An 18,063-nucleotide genomic window follows, 5' to 3' on the forward strand; every position below is an offset into this window, starting at 1 on the left:
GCATAACCCATAATAGAAAGTGGCAAGTCAATGAAGATCGCCAAGACAATGATCGCGGTTGGAACCGCACTCACCCTGATCGCCGGCATCAGCGCCTGTTCTTCCGGCGCCACCAGCCCAGCGGCGGCGGACCAAGGACCGGCAAACTTGCGGGTGTGGTTCATGCAGGATTCAGTTCCTTCAAGCGCCCAAGCCTATCTACAGACGGAGTTCGCGAAGGAGAACAAGGGCTCAACTCTCACCGTCCAGGTCCAGCAATGGAATGGCATTGCACAAAAGCTTCAGACAAGCCTTCCGAGCAAGGGCCAAACCCCCGACCTTGTCGAGACCGGCAGCACTCAAACGACGACGTTCTCCTCCGTCGGGGCGTTCAGCGACATCACGGCCCTGAAGGGCCAGCTCGGCGGAAATTCACTAGTGCAGAGTTTTGTCAATTCTGCGACATGGGACAACAAACTGTACGGCGTCCCCCTTTACGCAGGATCCCGGAGCGTCTACTACCGCAAGGACCTCTTCGCCAAGGCCGGCATCGCCGTGCCGCAGACGATCGACCAGTTGCAGGCCGCCATCCAAAAACTGCAGGCCGCAAACCCGGACAAGACACCTGGCTTTTCCTCCATCTATCTGTCCGCAAATGACGTCCACGCCCCGGAATCGTGGCTCTTCGCCAATGGTGGAGGCTACGCAAACAGTGAAAACGGCAAATGGGTTGGCGACCTCACCAGTGCCGACTCCCAGCGTGCATTGCAAGAACTCCAGGCAATCTGGAAAAATGACACGACTTATGGACTGGACAGTACGGCGGCCGCAAACGGTATGTACAACCTGTTCAACTCCGGCCAAGTAGGCATGATGGTCGGCACGCTCAACGTCTCAACCCAGATCTCCAAACAACTTATGGACTCAGGAAACGTCGGAATGTTCGCATTCCCGAGCACGACTGTGGGAACCCCTGGGAAAACTTTTGCCGGCGGCTCCAATGTCAGCATCTCCGCAGCGTCCGCCCACCCGGCACTCGACCAGTCGGCACTGAAAATCATCATGGGGAAGCAATTCCAGTCGCTGCTGGCCAAGGACGGTGGCTGGGTACCCGGCAATATGAGCTACGCAGACGCATTGACCGGCCCATTCGCCGCAGTGGCCCGGGAAGCGGTTCAGAATTCGAAGCTCACACCGAATACGCCGCAGTGGGGTGTGGCCACCGCGAACAACCTCTTAAAAAACTTCTACATCAGCATCGCGAAGGGCGAGAACACGTTGACGGCAGCCAAGGCCGCGGACACCCAAATTGAAACGGCACTCAACGCGAGCAACTAACCACCAAGCAGTCGTGGCTACCCACCCGGGGCCTGCAACCACGCCGCCACATTGAATAGGAAGAACACCATGAGCGTGACCCGCGAAAGACGCGGACGCCAACTGGCCAAGGCGTCTGGAACACCCCAGACGACGGGCCGGCGTCCGGGACTTAGGCTCAAGCCCCGCTACACACCCTTTGTCTTGCTGCTGCTGCCCTTGGCGGTGGTTGGGGTGACGTTCGCCTATCCGCTGTACAGGCAGATCGTCATGTCCTTCGAACAGTACGGACTGGCCCAACAGTTTGGACAGGCGCCGGCCTTTATCGGTTTCGCCAACTATGTCACCGTACTCACCGATCCCGAATTCTGGGAAGTCCTCGTTAGGTCACTTGGGTTCTGCCTGATCGTGGCCGCGCTGACGATGGCGGTGGGGATCGGGATGGCAGTGGTGATGCAGCGGGCGAGCAACTATGCGCGGATCTTCTTGAGCGTCTGCCTCATGCTGGTCTGGGCGATGCCGTCGATAGCCAGCTTGACAGTATGGCAGTGGATCCTCGATGCCCGGTTGGGCGTGCTCAACTATGTCCTGACCCATGTCGGCCTGCCCCAGTTCAAGGGCTATTCCTGGCTCTCCTCGAATCCCGTCGTCTTTCTTGCCATCGTCGGCGTCATCGTCCTGTGGAGCAGCATCCCCCTTGTGGCAATCACCATCTATGCTGCGCTGACCCAGGTTGGGGATGAAATCCTCGAAGCTGCTGGAATCGACGGCGCCGGGTTCTGGGGCACGCTTCGATACATCGTCCTTCCCATCATCCGTCCCATGCTCTTTTTGATCGGGACGCTGCAGGTGATCTGGGACTTCCGCGTCTTTACACAGGTCTACGTCCTCCAACAAGACGGCGGATCTTCCACCGCTACCGATGTGCTGGGCACCTACGTCTACCGGATCGGCATCGGCCAAGGCAACTACGGGCTGGCATCGGCGTTGGCCCTGATCATGTTGGCGATCGCACTTCTGCTGACATGGCAGTACATGCGCACGCTTCTGAAGCAAGGAGACATAGTATGAGCCTACTGACGAGGAAGCGGCCAGGCTCGCGCAAGGTGGCGGGCAGACCGGCTCGGCCATTATGGAATATCGCTGCCATCGTTGCCGGACTGGCGTGGGTGTTCCCTGTCTACTGGATGATCAACAGCTCAATGCTGCCAGCCAACCAACTACTCAACAACACCCCCACGTTCTTTCCTTTCACCCCCGATTTCTCCGCCTACCAGAGCGTTCTGGGCACGGCACAATTCTGGTCGTCCCTGAGGATGAGCTTGATCGTCACTTGCGCGGCAGTCGCGCTCGCAATCGTCTCGGCGTGCCTGGCGGCCGTGACGCTGAGCAGGTTCAGGTTCCGCGCCAGGCGATGGATCATCGTTTTCGTCCTGGTCATCCAGATGATCCCGACCGAGGCCATTTTTATCTCCCAATACAAAATGCTGGACGCATGGCATCTGTTGAACTCCGCGGCAGGGCTGGCCATCCTGTACGCCGGAACGGTCCTGCCGTTCATCACCTGGATGCTCAAGGGCTTCGTCGACGGGGTCCCAGTTGAATTGGAAGAATCCGCCATGGTCTCGGGGTGCACGCGATTGGGTGCATTCTTCCGCGTCACACTCCCGCTGCTCGGCCCGGGCCTGGTGGCAACCGGAGTGTTCGGATTCCTCGCCGCATGGAACGAGTTCACCCTCGCCTTGGTGATGCTCACCAACAGCGACAAGACAACCCTTCCGCTCTGGCTGCAAACATTCCAGACGGCGAACAGAGGTACGGACTGGGGCGGTGTCATGGCTGGCTCCACCGTGGTGGCCATTCCCGTGATCATCATTTTCCTCTGCGTTCAAAACCAGATGACCAAGGGCATGGTCGCCGGGGCGGTCAAGGGATGAGCACCGTGACACCCACACCGGCGACACTGCCATCAAACCAGTCCGAGAGAGAGAAAACTATGATGTCCACCCGTGGGATCTTTCCGGCGCCCCGACTCATCAAGGGCACCGGAGGCGAACCGGCCGGTTTGCTGGCCCAGGTCTTCACCCAGTGCGATCAAAGCATGCGGGCGCAAAGCTACATCCTCTCCGCCAAGGACGGCAGGATCGACCTCACCCATGCCGACGAGGCGGGCCTGCGTTACGGCCTCTCGACGCTCGAACAGCTGCGAAGCGGGGCGATGCTGTGTGAGGAGGCTTTCGAAATAGAAGACTGGCCGGATTTTCCGGTACGCGGCTACATGCTCGACGTCAGCCGCGACCGTGTTCCGACGCGGGCAGCCCTTCGCCGCCTCGTGGCCGCGCTTTCCACCGCACGTTACAACCAGCTTGAGCTTTATACGGAACACACCTTCGCCTACCGGGAGCACCCCCAAGTTTGGGATGCCTCCTCGCCGCTGACCGAAGCGGACGTTCGTTGGCTGGACGGCGTGTGTGCGAGTGCGGGGATCGCGTTAGTGGCCAACCAGAACTGCCTCGGCCACATGGAGCGGTGGCTCTCCCACGCAAAGTATGCACAGCGTGCGGAGAGCCCGAACGGGATGAACCTGCTCAGCGAGGTCCTTCCGCCGACGACACTCGCCCCGACAGACGACAACGTCGAGTTCACCTCCGCCCTCCTCGACGAGCTGGTTCCCCTCTTTCGACACAAACGCCTCAACATCGGCGCCGATGAGCCCTGGGAACTGGGCATGGGGGTCAGCAAGGAGCGCGCCGCCGCAGAGGGCCTCGGGAGCGTATACGCGGATTATGTCTCCGCCGTCATGGACCCCTGGATTGCCCAGGGGTACCAGGTGGAATACTGGGCAGATATCGTCGGGCATTACCCCGAAGCGATTGAGAAGCTTCCCCCCGGAGCCATCCCGGTCGTGTGGATGTACAACTCGGGTGAAATGATGAAGCGGTTGGTTGCGCTCAATGATCTCGAAGATGAAGCGGTCCATGCCGCGCACGGCATTGTGTTGCGGGATCTGGTTGAAGGCTTCCGGGACCGGGCAAGATCCTTCATCTCGTCGAAGACACCGTTCTGGGTGGCGCCGGGAACCAATGCGTGGCGTTCGGTCACTGGGCGCCTCGATGAGGCATTGGCCAATTTGATCGACGCGGCCGAGGTCGGAATTGAATACTCGTCGGAGGGGTATCTCCTCACGTCTTGGGGAAATGAGGGATATTGGGATCCGCCAGTGATCTCGCTTCCGCCTATCGCTGCCGGAGGAGCCTTCAGCTGGGCCTTGGAAGCCAACAGGAGCCTTTCGCTTCCGGAGGTGCTCAACCGGCACTTTTTCGACGACGAATCGGGGATCGTTGGGGAAGTCCTGTGCTCCGTTGGGCACATTGCCGAGCTGCTGGATTGCCCGATTTTGAACACGACACCGCTATGGGTTGCACTGAGCCGAGGCGGTGACCTGCCCATCGGCAAGATTCCCCCGGCCCACCTGATGGCAACCGCCCGCGAACGGCTCATCCAGGACCAGTTGCGGCTAATCTCCGCGCAGCCGGCCTGCAGTGACGCTGAACTCGCCGTGGCGGACCTGGCCTTCGTGATCGATATGGCGCTCTTCGCGATCGACCTCATTGGTGCCGGTATGAGCGCCAGTGGCGATCCTGCTCCACGCGATGCGCGCCAGCTGATGGTCCGGTTGTCCCGGCTCTTGGAGCGGCACCAGGAGCGCTGGCTTGCCAACTCACGATACGGCGGGCTGCACGCGAGCCTCGCGGTGCTGGATCCGCTCAGAAGGCGTCTGGAGCGGGTTGCATCGATATCCGCCATCCACACCCTTGGAAGGAACAACAATGGCTAGCACGCAGCGCAGGCCAAACATCGTGCTGATCCTCACCGACGATCACGCCTCGCACGCGATCAGCGCATACGGCTCAGTCGTCAACACGACGCCGAGAATCGACGAAATCGCCCAGCACGGTCGAGTCATCGACAACTGCTTTTGCACAAACGCCATTTGCACACCGTCGCGGGCCTCAATCCTTACTGGAACCTACAGTCACATCAATGGCGTAACAACCCTTGAGACACCTATCGACGCGAGCCAGCCCACCTTTATCTCCCAGCTCCGGGACGCGGGCTACCGGACCGCGGTCGTTGGAAAATGGCACATGGGCGAGGGGGAGGGACATGATCCCCAGAACTTCGACCACTGGGCTGTTTTGCGCGACCAGGGTGAATATTTCAATCCACAAATCCTCACCGCAGACAGGGTTGAAGTCATTGAAGGATACGCCACCGACATCATCACGGACCTGTCTCTGGAGTGGGCGGACTCACTGGCGGGCGACGAACCGTGGTGCCTGCTCATTCACCATAAAGCGCCGCACCGCCCTTGGGAGCCGGACGAAAAGCACAAGGGCATGTACAATGCGCCGATCCCCGTCCCGGCAACCTTTACAGACGATTACGCGACCCGCTCGGCCGCTGCGCATCGAGCCGCCATGCGAGTCGCCGATGACCTGACCCTGACGGACCTCAAAGAGCTGCCTCCCCAAGGCTTGAGCTACGACCAGGAAGCACTGTGGAAATACCAGCGCTACATGGAGGACTACCTCGCCTGCATTGCTTCCGTCGACGACAACGTCGGACGCGTCATCGATTGGCTCCGTAAACGGGGACAATTCGACAATACGCTCCTGATGTACACCTCCGACCAAGGGTTCTTCCTTGGCGACCACGGCTGGTTCGACAAGAGGTTCATGTACGACGAGGCCCTGCGGATGCCACTGCTGATCAGCTACCCGGAGAAGATCCCGGCAACGTCGATGCCCTTGACCCAGATCGTCACAAACGTCGACTTCGCCCAAACCATCCTCGAATGTGCCGGGATAGATGCGCACCCTCGAATGCAAGGCCTCAGCTTCTGGCCGCAATTAACCACCGAGCCAGAGAAGCCAACCCGAAATGCGATGTACTACAGGTATTTCGAAAACGACGACATCAATCACCACGCTTTCGCGCACTATGGAATCCGAACCGACAAGCACAAGCTCATCTACTTTTACAACGACGGCCTCGGTCTGCCCGGAACCTCCGGAAAAAGCTACCCTCCGGAGTGGGAAATGTACGATCTGGAGGCCGACCCCGCCGAGCTGAACAATGTCTATTCCGAACCGTCGTACCGGGACCTCCGTGAAACATTGAAGGCGACCATGTGGACGCTGCAGAAGGAGCTAAAGGACTCCCCCCATCAATCACAGCCTATTCCTGAGCTCCTGATTGACGAGGTTCCGCAAAATACATAGCAAAGGGCATTGAGAACGGGGCTCATCCTCGCGCCAGCAAACCAGACGTGAGCACCTCTGAGAACCTCGTCCAATACAACCGGACCCCTCAATTTGACTTCGTTGTTGCTTCGAGGTGACGCCGCTGTCAAAGTATTTATCTTTTGCCGGATTATTACGGGCATAAATCACAAAACATAAGTTTACGAATGTCGGAACCGGGTTTACTGGGGCCACTCTTCACTGCGCACGGTGGTCATCAGCCGAACACCGCCCATCCCACAAGTTGTAAAGAAATGGAGAAAGATATGTCGGTAAAACACAGGAGAGCAGCCGCGGCAGCAATAGCCGTTGGCACGGGCCTGGCCATGTGCCTTGGACTTGCCGCGCCGGCGTCTGCGAACACGCCGGCCAGTGGACACAAGCATTACGTTGATTGTGCGGCGGTGCATTCCGGGGACGGCTCGCAGGGCAGCCCCTGGAACTCGTTGGGTCAGGCGAATTCGCAGAAATACGGCCCCGGTGACCAGCTTTTGTTCAAGCGCGGCGCGACGTGCGTTGGCACTTTGGCCCCAACCGGATCTGGCAGCGCAGCCCAGCCGTTCGTCATCTCGGACTACGGGCATCAAGGCGGGCGGGCCGTTATCGATGGGGCGGGCGCACCGTCAGCCGTGTGGCTGTACAACGAACAGCACATTAAGCTGAAAAACCTGGGAATTACGAACGCGGCGAATCCCGCTACGCAACGGCGGGGCGTCCTGGTCCAGCTCAACGACTTCGGCACGGGAAGCGGGTACGCGCTGCAGAACCTGTACGTCCACGACGTCCTTGGGGGTGACCTCAAGGGGCCCAACGGGAGCCAAGGCATAGCCTTCACGGTGACGGGCTCGTCGGTCCCGACAAAATTCGACGGCGTGAAGATTCTTGGCAATACCCTTGACCACATAGACCGGCAAGGCATTGTTGCCACCCTGAGTACGTGGAGCAGCCGGCCGGAAGTCGGCCCCACCAAAGACACCAATTGGCTGCCGTCAACGCACATTGTCGTTGAGGACAACGCCCTGACCGATATCGGCGGCGACGGGATTGTCATGAACACCACCGACGCCGCGGCCGTCGAGCGAAACACGGTGGCCGGCTTCAACAAACGATCCGCCGGCTACAATGCTGGAATCTGGGACTTCAACACCAACAACAGCCTGTTTGAGTACAACGACGTCTCCGGCGGCGAGACCCATCGGGACGGCATGGCCTACGACGTTGACCAGGGAAATATCGGCACAACGTTCCAGTACAACTACAGCCATGACAACGCCGGCGGGTTCTTTCTGTTGTGCAACAACGGCCCAGGGATCATCCGTGACGCCGTCGTACGCTACAACTTCAGCCAGAACGACTCGTTCCGGGGCGTGGAGAATTGCGCTGGTGCCGTGGAAAGCGCACAGTTCAGCAACAATACGATCTACGTCGGAGACGGCGTAGGCCAGACGGTCGTCAATGAGAACACGACGAGCCTGCGCAACGTGCAGTTCGACCGGAACATCGTCTATAAAACAGGGTCGGGGGTCGCGAACTTCAATCTGAAGTCCGGTGGGTACACCTTCAACGACAACATCCTGACGGGCCTGTTGAACCCGCCGGCCAATCACGTGCAGGCGCCAGGAAACGGCATGCAGCCCCAGTCCGGGGCCACGGCGGGATTTCCGGCCGTCACGGCATTCGCCTATGCGACCAGGGGACCCAACGCAAATTTCGCGTCACTTGCCGGACCCGTCAACCTGAGCCGGTACTTTGGGGCCGGGTCGTACGTGACGGCTGCCCAGAGCTGGTACATGCCCCGCCACGGCTAGTCTGGAACCTGGAATGGTTATAGGGAGGAACCCCCGGCCATCGGCCGGGGGTTCCTCCCTATATGGGATCGGTGGCTCCTCCGTGAGAGCGCCCGCTCCGATGACCGCCCTCAGCTGGGCCAGCACACCGGGCAGGTAGAGAAGGGCGGAGCCGACGACGACGGCCCCGGGCTCAGGGCCGGGCGCCGCGGCGTGTGGTGTTCCAGCTCTCGGTGACGGGCATCGCCCCTGCGTGGGGCACGAAGTGGTCATCGACGTAGGAGACGGGTCCCTCGGCGAGGGCGGCCAGCAGGGAGAGCATGGGCGCCAGTTCCTGGTCCGTCGTGATGCCGGTCGCGGTGCCGAGCCCTGCCCGCCGCAGCTCAGCGCCCCTCCAAGCTCCCCGCGCAGAGGGTGAAACCCAGCGTCGTACTCGTCAGCATCGCGAGGCCGTCATACCGGAGCACCGGGTCCCGGCCAGTGTTGGGAATGTCTCCTCAGCCGGGACCCAGTTCAGGAACGGGCCTGTTGCAATAGCGGTGTCTCTCTTCCTAGTACTACAGTCGCGTTTATTTTCTGGCCGTGTCGGCGGTTTAATCGGACTTTGGCCCGGAATCCTGTTAATCATGGTGGGTGGGCGATGATACTTGGGTGGCAGAGATACAGGAATGGGCTGATGGCCTGGAGGAAATCCGGGAGCTGATCGGGGGTGAGTTCGCCCGGACGGAGCCGCGGAACAACGCCGTCAGCTACATCCGCGGGCTGCTCTCGGATGAGGAGCGGAAGAACTCCTGGACCCTGTCCGAACGTGCCGGACAAGGCACGCCGGATGGGATGCAGCGTCTGCTCTCGACCACGGACTGGGACCCGGACAAGGTCCGGGACGCCTTGGTCGGTTACGTGAAAAAGCATCTGGGGGACCCGAAGGGGATCCTGGCGATCGACGAGACCGGTTTCCTGAAGAAGGGGACCGCATCGGCAGGGGTGGCCCGCCAGTACTCGGGCACCGCGGGGCGGGTGGAGAACTGCCAGCTCGGGGTGTTCCTGTCCTATGCGACACCGGCGGGCCGGACGTTCCTGGACCGGGAACTCTACCTGCCCAAGGCATGGATGGATGACGCTGCCCGGTGCAAGCGCGCCGGCATCCCGGAAGGCCGGGTGATGGCGACCAAGCCCGTGCTGGCCGCCGACATGATCGAACGCGCCCTGGATGCCGGGATCGAGGCCGAATGGCTTACCGGGGACGCGGTCTACGGACAGCACGCCGGGCTGCGCCGCCGTCTGGAAGACCGGGGCCTGCACTATGTCATGGCCGTGCCCATGAACCAGCGCGCCATCGCCCGGGCCCGTGGCTCGGTGGGCGGGGAGGGCCGGGCCGATGAGCTCTTCGCCGCCCTGGACAGGCGCGCCTGGCGCACCCGCACCGCCGGCGCCGGGACCAAGGGCGACCGGCTGTATTCCTGGGCCAGGATCCGCATCAACGGCCCCGCCGAAACCGGCGAGCACTGGCTGCTGGCCCGCCGCTCCCTCAAGGATCCCACGGGCCTGGCCTACTTCATCTGCTTTACGCCCGAGCGCGTCACCCTGGCCGAGTTGGCCCGGGTCGCCGGGGCCCGCTGGGCCATCGAGGAAACCTTCCAAACCTCCAAGGGCGAAACGGGCCTGGACCACTACCAGGTGCGCCAATACACCGGCTGGTACCGGCACATCACGCTCTCCATGTTCGCCCACGCCTTCCTGAGCGTCATCCGCTCTAAAAAGGGGGCCCGCAGCCAGGCGCCGAGCACCTGGTAAGACTCTCCCTGCCCGAAATCAGGCACCTCATCACCCGCATCATCTGGCACCGGGAACCGGACCCACACCACGTAATCCGCTGCTCACTCTGGCGACGGCGACACCAATACCACGCCCAACAATTCCACTACAAAGCCCGCGGCCACACCCCACAAACGCGACTGTAGTACTAGGCGCCGATGAGCCAGGGAGACACCGCCGGAACGTACAGCGTCTGCTAGAAGGCTCGGCCGGCGATCACGGCACCGACGGTCGTGACGTCCGTTCCTCTCACGCGAGCGTGATAGAAGTCGAAGCCGCCGTTGTCGGCAACTGCGGACCCAAGCGCACGCACTGGTGATGAAATGGCAGGCACGAACGCTGGCCGGGTCGGATACGCCGTTCCGGCATAGGTGGGTTCGGCCAGTTGCGGGTCGGCGATGGCACTGTGCCGGTCCTGGCCGGTGGCCTGTTGGTAGGCGGACAAGGATCCGTAACTGACGCCGGCGTACGCGAACGTCGGCGCACCCGAGGCGACGAAGAAGTCGTTGTGGTCAACGACCGCGTCGGCCGTCGTCGTGGAGATCAGTTGTCCCGGCGTGGTGCGGTACACGATGTTATTGGCGACAGTGACCGGGGCATCGCCGAGGAAGTTTGACTGCAGGCGGATGCCCTGGCCACCGCCCGCGCGCGTGAGAGTGTTGTTGTACACCGCCAAGCCCTGCACACCGCCGGTGTGGTAGGGGTTGCTCACCATCACATCGGGTGCGTTCGGGTAGTCCGTGCCGTTATTGCTCATCACGTTGTAACGGATCACCGTGTCGACGCTGGCGCTGTTTCCGGCGATCACGGAGACGCCGTAGTTCTCGTTGTCATGCAACCAGTTGTACTGGATGAGGTTCTGCGAGGTGCTGACATCCGGGTCCAGCCCGCTGCCGTCGTTGTTCGTCCGGCCCGCCCGGTTGCCGTACGCGTTGTTGTATTCGGCAGTTACGTGGTCGGTGTTCGCCCACCATGCTCCCTCGCCGTTCATCCCGGAGGAGTTTGCGATGTTCGCGCCGGCACCGGAGCCGTTGTTGAACAGTGTGTTGTGCTGCAGCGTCACGTGCGAGGAGTAGAAGATCTGCGCGCCCGAGGCATCGTTGTCGTGCAGCGAACTGTTCTGCAGGACCACGTTCGTGACACCCGAGTGGTCAAAGGTCCCGCCGGCCGGCACATCCATGTGGCAATCGGGGGTGTTCATGCCGCCGCCGGAACTTGCCGGGTCGTACGGCCTCATGGGGCTGTGCCCGATCTGCACGCCTGTTTCGTGTTGATTGTGCGAAACGACGTCGGCGATGCTGACTCCGGTGATCCGTGCGCCGTAGGTGCAGGGCTCGACAATCAGGCCACCGGTGCCCAGCACCCACTGGTTGAACGGCGGCACCCAGGCGTTGCCGTCAAGGACCAGCCCGCGGAATGTGAGGTCACTCATCACAACATTGGGATCATCGGAGCGCACGTGCACGTTCTGCCAATAGCCGCCCGAGACTTCGAGGTCCTGCACGACAAGGTGGCTGGCGTTCTCGACGGTGATGGCCGCAGGGGAGGTCGATGTCGTACCTCCAGCGATTCGGGGCACCGCGCCGTGACCGTAGGCGCCGAACACGATTGGCTTACCTTTCGTGCCGGAAGCAGCGATCGACAGGGAGCCCTCACAAGTGGACCCCCGCTCGAACAGTACGTGGTCCCCGGCCGTGAGAACGGTCTTGGACACCGCGGCCAAAGTGGCAAGCGGGTGGTGGTGCGAGCCGTCCGGGTGCGGTGTCGGGCGTGCCGAGCAGTTCACGTAGATGTTCTTGGACGGGGTGTGAACGGGCATGGGGTGGGTGCCGCCTGCCCCGATCCCTGTCATGCCGAGCCCGATCGCCGTGACGAGTGCGGCCAATGTTGTAATCATCGATCTGTTGTTCCCTTCTTAGCGCTTCACGCGCGTGTCAGCGTGCTCCGTCCACAGACTCCCGTACAAGGGCGGTGGCGGTGCACACCCAAAGCCTGTCCGAGAGGATTTCCTCCCGCAAGATGCCGACGGTATTTCGTTCGCACACACCTTTTCAACGCAATTCCACCCGAACTCGCTCCTGATCCGGCCGGAGTGTTGATGGAAGGACTTCCCTGAAACGAAGAAGCGGGCACTGGCGCAAAGCGTCTGGTGGTAGCACTGGTCTGGCTATATCTGGGTGGACGGCACGTGTGTGAGAGTCCTGATTTAATTCCGTCCTCCACACGGCACCGCCTAAAGGGAACAAATAGTTGTCAGGAGGTGTCCGGTAGACCGGGTTCATGAGCTCGCTGCGGCATTGATATTTCCAAAGATGACGCAAAGGTCGCCATCCGAACCCAGGGACAGCGTGCCGGGACTTATTCCTCCGAACTCGCCACCTGGGGTTCCACCACCAATAAATTCCTCGCTCGTCGGGACATGCCGCCGCGAAGGCCGCCAGGAACATTCCGGGCAGAAAAACAGATTCAGACGCCGCCTGGCTGGCCCAATTGGGAACCCACGGGCTGCTGCGTGCGAGTATCGTTCCGCCCGAGCCGATCCGCAAGCTGCGTGACTTGGCCCGGGCCCGGACCCTTGCCATCCAGGACCGGGTCCGGGAAGTGCAGCGGCTGGAGAAGTTTCTCGAATCCACCGGCATCAAGCACTCGGACGGCGTCTCGGACCTGATGGGCGCCTCCTCCCGGGCGATGCTCGCCGCGCCCATCGACGGTGTGCGGCCACGAACCCGGCTACAACGTCACACTCACCCTGACAACAAGCACCTCAGCAACCGCAGCCTGACTCACCTACTTTCGTGTCAGGACGCCAGAGGCCACAGGCGCACTCCAACGGCGTGGTCACGACCGGGAAGACACTGTTCTCCGTCAGTCCACGGATGTGCGGACAAATCGTCATTGCCGCGTGGGACCGTGACAGCGACACTGCTGTTGACGAAGGGGCCTGAAAAAATGCCCCGGACCTGCAGGAGGGTCGGCAAAAACACCCCCGGGCCTGCAGGAGGGTCGGCAAAAACACCCCCGGACCTGCAGGAGGGTCGGGGCTTGATCACCAGCGAAGGGTGTCGAGACTAGAGCGTCTGGCCCAGGTGGACGCGGGCGAATTCCAGCGTTTCGGCCAGCCATTCCTCCCGCTGTCCCGCCCCCTTGGCCTTGCGGGTGGAGATTTCGGCCACCACGGCGCCGTCGAAGCCGTTGCCGGCAATGTGCTGGAGCACCTCCACGCACTCCTGCGTTCCGTGGCCGGGAATCAGGTGCTGGTCCTTGGTGGACGGCGAGATGCCGTCCGTCAGGTGGATGTGCCGAAGCCGCGAGCCGAGCGCCTTCGCGGCGTCCAGGCTGGAGGCTCCCGCAGACGCCGCATGTGAGAAGTCCCAGGTGACGTCGCGGTAGTCCAGCGGCACCGGATCCCAGTGCGGCAGGTAGGCCAGCGCCTCGCGCCCGCGCACCCGCCACGGGTACATGTTTTCCACGGCGATGCGGATTCCAAACGCGTCGGCAATGTCGCGCACACCGTGCGCAAACGTCCACGCGTAGTCATTCTGCCAGCGGAACGGCGGGTGCACCACCACCACGTCCGCGCCGACGTCCACGGCCATCTGCGCGGAGCGCTGGACCTTGTTCCAGGCGCTGCCCCACACCTGCTGGGTCAGCAGGAGCGTCGGCGCGTGGATGGCCAGGATGGGCTGGTCGTACCGTTCGGCAAGGGCGTTCAGGGCACGGGCGTCCTGGCTGTCGCCGTTGTGCGTCACCAGCACCTCGACGCCGTCGTAGCCCAGGTCCGCCGCCACGGCAAAACCGTCGTGCACGCTCAGCGGATAGACCGACGCCGTGGAGAGCGCCACGGGTATGGGGCGCCTGGGCACCTGGCCGCCGGCCGCCGTCGGGCCTTCGGAAGGGATGGGATCCGTGGGTGTTGTGCTCATGACCGCCTAAAGGGTTGCCGAATTGGTCAGCTTACCCACATGTGCGGGTGGGTCCAACGGGCCGTCGAAGACGAGCTGGTCCAGGCGCCGGAGGATCAGGCCCTCGCGCAGCGCCCAAGGGCTGATTTGCATGGACTGGACTTTGAACATCTCGAGGGCGGATTGGGCCACAAGCGCCCCCGCCAGGACCTGTTTGGCGCGGGCCACCGACACGCCGGGCAGGTGCAGCCTGTCCGCCGAGGACATGGCGGAGAGCCGTTGGCTCCACAGCCCCAGGTCGGTCAGGTGGAGCTCGCGCTTCACATAGGGTCCCATGGCCGACGGCGCGGCCCCCGTGATGCGCGCCAGCGCCCGGAACGTCTTGGAGGACCCCGTGACGATGTGGGGTGCGCCCAGCGCCTGCGTGGCGGCCACGGGCGCCTTCAAGGTCGCCTTGATGTGCTTGCGCAGCTCCTTCACGCTTTTGGCGGTGGGCGGATCCTCCGTCAGCCACTGGCGCGTGAGCCGCCCCGCCCCCAGCGGCACCGAGTGGGCGAGCTCGGGCAGCTCGTTGCTGCCCTGGGCAATTTCAAAGGAGCCGCCCCCGATGTCCAGGTTCAGGATGGTGCCGGCGCCCCAGCCGTGCCAGCGGCGGACGGCAAAGAACGTCATGGCCGATTCCTCGTCGCCGGTGAGTTCCGTCAGGCGGATGGTGGTTTCATGCTGCACACGGTCCAGCACGGCGGCGCCGTTGGCGGATTCCCGGATGGCCGAGGTGCAAAACGCCAGCAGGTCCTTGGCCTTGTGCTTCGCGGCAAACTCCCACGCCTCCAGGATGAACTCGATGAGTTCCACCTGGCCGTCGTCGGTGATGTTGCCGTCGGCATCCAGGTACTGCACCAGGCTGAGCGCGCGCTTGTGCGAGGCGTAGGGAACGGGGTTGGCGCCGGGGCGGGCGTCAACCAGCAGCAGGTGGACGGTGTTGGATCCGATGTCGAGCACGCCTAGTCTCATGTGCCCATTATTGCGCGTTCCACCACGGAGGCGGGTCCCACTCCCAGCATCACCCCTACTTCTTCGCCGCCACCTTGCGCTTGGCCGGTGCCTTGGCCGTCCGCTTGACGGGGCCGCGTTCGCGCTTGTCGGCCAGCAGCCCGACGGCGGCCTCGTGGGTCAGTTCTTCCACGTCCGTGCCCCGGGGCACCGTGATGTTGGTGACGCCGTCGGTGATGTATGGGCCAAAGCGGCCTTCCTTGACCACGATCTTCTTCCCGGACACGGGGTCGTCGCCGAACTCGGCCAGCGGCGGCACCGCGGCACGGGCACCACGCTGCTTGGGCTGGGAGTAGATTTCCAGTGCGGCTTCGAGGGTGGTGGTGAAGATCTCCTCCTCCGAGCCGATGGAGCGGGAGTCCGAGCCCTTCTTCAGGTACGGGCCGAACCGGCCGTTCTGCACCGTGATCTCGTTGCCCTCCGCGTCGGCGCCCAGCACGCGGGGCAGGCTCATGATCTGCAGCGCTTCGTCCAGGGTGACCGTGTCCACGGTCATGGACTTGAACAGTGAGCCGGTGCGCGGTTTGGCCTTGACGGGCTTCTTCTGCGGCTTTGGCTTGCCGTTCTTGTAATACTCGACCGGCTGGTTCGCGATCTCTTCCTCGGTCAATTCCGGAATGACCTCGGTGACGTACGGGCCGTAGCGCCCGTTCTTGGCAACGATGGTCCGGCCAGTGGCCTCCTCGACGCCGAGCACGCGTTCCTCCGGAGCGGCGGTCTCCATGAGTTCCCGGGCCTTGGCGGGCGTGAGCTCGTCCGGGGCCAGGTCCTCGGGGACGTTCGCGCGGGCGGCCTCGATGATTTCGCCCGTCTTCGGGTCCAGGGTGGGGACGGTGCTTTCCAGGTACGGGCCGAACTTGCCGACGCGCAGCACCAGGTCCTCACCGATCTTGATGGAGTTGATGTCCCGCGCGTCGATTTCGCCCAGGTTGTTCACGATGGCGAGCAGGCCGGCGTCGTCCCCGTCACCGAAATAGAAGTGCTTGAGCCACTCGGAGCCCTTGTCCTCGCCGTTGGCAATCCTGTCCAGTCCGGTTTCCATGCCGGCGGTGAACTTGTAGTCGACGTAGGACGTGAAGTGTTGTTCCAGCAGGCGGATCACCGAGAAGGCGATCCACGTGGGAATCAGAGCCGAACCCTGCTTGCGCACATAACCGCGGTCCATGATGGTGGACAGCGTTGAGGCGTAGGTGGACGGGCGCCCAATGTCCCGCTCCTCCATTTCCTTCGTCAGGGACGCTTCGGTGAAGCGCGGCGGCGGGGACGTTTCGTGGCCGCTGGCGGTGACGTCGGCCGCCGTCAGGTGGTCCCCTTCCTTCACGTTGGGCAGGCGGCGGTCTGTTTCGTCGGCGTCGTTGCGGGACTCGTCGCGGCCTTCCTCATAGGCGGCCAGGAAGCCGCGGAAGGTGATGACGGTGCCGGAGGCTGAAAACTCGGCGTCCTGCCCGCCGGCCGCGCTGCCCGCCGCGGTGGCGCCGAGCTTGATGGTCGCCGTCGAGCCCTTGGCGTCAGCCATCTGGGAGGCGACCGTGCGCTTCCAGATCAGCTCGTAAAGCTTGAACTCGTCACCGCGGAGGGCGCCGGCCACCTGGGCCGGGGTGCGGAAGGAGTCGCCGGCGGGGCGGATGGCCTCGTGGGCTTCCTGTGCGTTGGAGCTCTTGTTGGCGTAGACGCGCTTGGCCGCAGGGACAAATTCGGGACCGTAGAGCTCCGAGGCCTGCCGGCGTGCCGCGTTGACCGCCTCATCGCTCAGCGCCGAGGAGTCGGTACGCATATAAGTGATGTAACCGTTTTCATACAGGCGCTGGGCGGTCTGCATGGTCGACTTCGAGGAGAAGCGCAGCTTCCGCCCGGCCTCCTGCTGGAGGGTCGACGTCGTAAACGGCGCCGCGGGCCGGCGCGTGTAGGGCTTGTGCTCCATGGAGCGGACGGCGAAGTCGGCCTGCTGCAGGGCCTCGGCAAGGGTCTTGGCGGCGGCCTCATCCAGGTGGGCGACGTTCTTGGCGGTCAGCTCGCCCTGGTCGTTGAAGTCGCGTCCGGAGGCGACGCGCCTGCCGTCGACGGCGGTCAGCTTGGCGTTGAACGGCTGGCCGGCCGAAGCATCGGGGGCGAAGGTGCCCAGCAGGTCCCAGTAGCCGGCGGAACGGAACGCCATGCGCTCGCGTTCCCGCTCCACGACCATGCGGGTCACCACCGACTGCACCCTGCCGGCGGACAGGCCGCGGGAGACCTTGCGCCAGAGCACGGGGGAAATCTCATAGCCGTACAGGCGGTCAAGCACACGGCGGGTTTCCTGGGCGTCCACCAGGTCGGTGTCCAGCTCCCGCAGATTGCCCAGGGCCCGCTGCAGGGATTCCTTGGTGATTTCCGCAAAGGTCATGCGGTGCACGGGGACCTTGGGCTTGAGCACCTCGAGCAGGTGCCACGCGATGGCTTCGCCTTCGCGGTCCCCATCGGTTGCGAGGTAAAGTTCGTCGGCGTCCTTGAGCTGCGCCTTGAGCTCCGCCACCTTCTTTTTCTTGTCCGGGGAGACGACGTAGTACGGCTTGAAGTCGTGCTCCAGGTCGACGGCGAACTTGCCGATGGGCGACTTTTTCAGGTCTGCGGGCAGGTCCGAGGGCTGCGGCAAGTCACGGATGTGGCCAATGGAAGCTTCGACGACGAAGCCCTCGCCCAGGTACTTGGCGATGGTCTTGCTTTTGGCAGGGGACTCGACGATGACGAGCTTCTTGCCGGTCTTTGGCTTGCTGGCTGCCTTGCTTGGCACGGTACTCCTACAGGGAATGAAAGGGTGGGCTGGAGGCGCCCCCCATGAGCCTAGTTCACCATATTTTTACCGTGAACACGTATTGGAGGCGAATTGGGGCGCCCCGGGAATCGGGATTTCGGGCCCGGCCGCGGCCC

12 protein-coding genes and 1 pseudogene are annotated in these 18,063 nt (G+C 62.9%); 8 read left to right on the plus strand and 5 right to left on the minus strand.

Going from position 1 to position 18,063, the window contains the following annotated elements; translation table 11 throughout:
- Positions 1–30 precede the first annotated feature (30 nt).
- From DMB86_RS00805 to DMB86_RS00830, 6 genes are all read left to right on the plus strand, one after another.
- A complete protein-coding gene (locus DMB86_RS00805) occupies positions 31–1,317 on the plus strand; it encodes an extracellular solute-binding protein (protein ID WP_113716135.1) in 1,287 nt (428 codons plus the stop codon).
- A gap of 69 nt (positions 1,318–1,386) precedes the next feature.
- Positions 1,387–2,367, plus strand: a complete 981-nt coding sequence (locus tag DMB86_RS00810; RefSeq protein WP_113716136.1) for a carbohydrate ABC transporter permease — start codon at positions 1,387–1,389, stop codon at positions 2,365–2,367.
- Complete coding sequence (locus DMB86_RS00815) at positions 2,364–3,233, plus strand: carbohydrate ABC transporter permease (protein WP_113716137.1); 870 nt, start codon at positions 2,364–2,366, stop codon at positions 3,231–3,233. Before DMB86_RS00810 ends, DMB86_RS00815 begins: the two co-directional genes overlap by 4 nt.
- Before the next feature lie 59 nt (positions 3,234–3,292).
- A complete protein-coding gene (locus DMB86_RS00820) occupies positions 3,293–5,134 on the plus strand; it encodes a family 20 glycosylhydrolase (protein ID WP_171814323.1) in 1,842 nt (613 codons plus the stop codon).
- Complete coding sequence (locus DMB86_RS00825; protein ID WP_113716139.1) at positions 5,127–6,581, plus strand: sulfatase family protein; 1,455 nt, start codon at positions 5,127–5,129, stop codon at positions 6,579–6,581. The genes DMB86_RS00820 and DMB86_RS00825 overlap by 8 nt, the downstream gene beginning before the upstream one ends.
- 188 nt (positions 6,582–6,769) lie before the next feature.
- Positions 6,770–8,410: a right-handed parallel beta-helix repeat-containing protein gene (locus tag DMB86_RS00830; RefSeq protein ID WP_113716140.1), complete on the plus strand. Its 1,641-nt coding sequence runs from the start codon at positions 6,770–6,772 to the stop codon at positions 8,408–8,410.
- 172 nt (positions 8,411–8,582) lie between these two features.
- Here DMB86_RS00830 and DMB86_RS21380 read toward each other — a convergent pair whose 3' ends face one another.
- Positions 8,583–8,711: a hypothetical protein gene (locus DMB86_RS21380; RefSeq protein ID WP_257792224.1), complete on the minus strand. Its 129-nt coding sequence runs from the start codon at positions 8,709–8,711 to the stop codon at positions 8,583–8,585.
- A gap of 329 nt (positions 8,712–9,040) precedes the next feature.
- Here DMB86_RS21380 and DMB86_RS00835 point away from each other — a divergent pair, with 329 nt between their 5' ends.
- On the plus strand, positions 9,041–10,183 hold the full coding sequence (locus DMB86_RS00835) for an IS701 family transposase (protein WP_418202279.1): 1,143 nt from the start codon (positions 9,041–9,043) through the stop codon (positions 10,181–10,183).
- 217 nt (positions 10,184–10,400) lie between these two features.
- Here the strand turns inward: DMB86_RS00835 and DMB86_RS00840 are convergent, their stop codons facing one another.
- Positions 10,401–11,810 carry a right-handed parallel beta-helix repeat-containing protein gene (locus tag DMB86_RS00840; RefSeq protein WP_171814324.1) on the minus strand — a complete coding sequence of 470 codons (1,410 nt, stop codon included), beginning with the start codon at positions 11,808–11,810 and terminating at the stop codon, positions 10,401–10,403.
- Positions 11,811–12,631: 821 nt separating this feature from the next.
- Between DMB86_RS00840 and DMB86_RS21580 the strand changes: the two are divergent.
- Positions 12,632–12,916 (plus strand): annotated as a pseudogene (locus DMB86_RS21580) (IS110 family transposase); the annotation flags it as partial.
- A 356-nt stretch (positions 12,917–13,272) separates the two neighbouring features.
- On the opposite strand, the gene DMB86_RS00850 reads toward DMB86_RS21580, so the two are convergent.
- The 3 genes from DMB86_RS00850 to topA are packed head-to-tail and all read right to left on the minus strand — an operon-like array spanning position 13,273 to position 17,926.
- On the minus strand, positions 13,273–14,127 hold the full coding sequence (locus tag DMB86_RS00850) for a sugar phosphate isomerase/epimerase family protein (protein WP_113716143.1): 855 nt from the start codon (positions 14,125–14,127) through the stop codon (positions 13,273–13,275).
- A gap of 6 nt (positions 14,128–14,133) precedes the next feature.
- The gene (locus tag DMB86_RS00855; RefSeq protein WP_113716144.1) at positions 14,134–15,120 is read right to left on the minus strand and encodes a Ppx/GppA family phosphatase; all 987 of its coding nucleotides are present in this window, start codon (positions 15,118–15,120) and stop codon (positions 14,134–14,136) included.
- Between the two features lie 55 nt (positions 15,121–15,175).
- A complete protein-coding gene (topA, locus tag DMB86_RS00860; protein ID WP_113716145.1) occupies positions 15,176–17,926 on the minus strand; it encodes a type I DNA topoisomerase in 2,751 nt (916 codons plus the stop codon).
- Positions 17,927–18,063: the final 137 nt, after the last annotated feature.

This window comes from Arthrobacter dokdonellae (assembly GCF_003268655.1).
In the GTDB taxonomy this organism is placed as follows: Bacteria; Actinomycetota; Actinomycetes; order Actinomycetales; family Micrococcaceae; genus Specibacter; species Specibacter dokdonellae.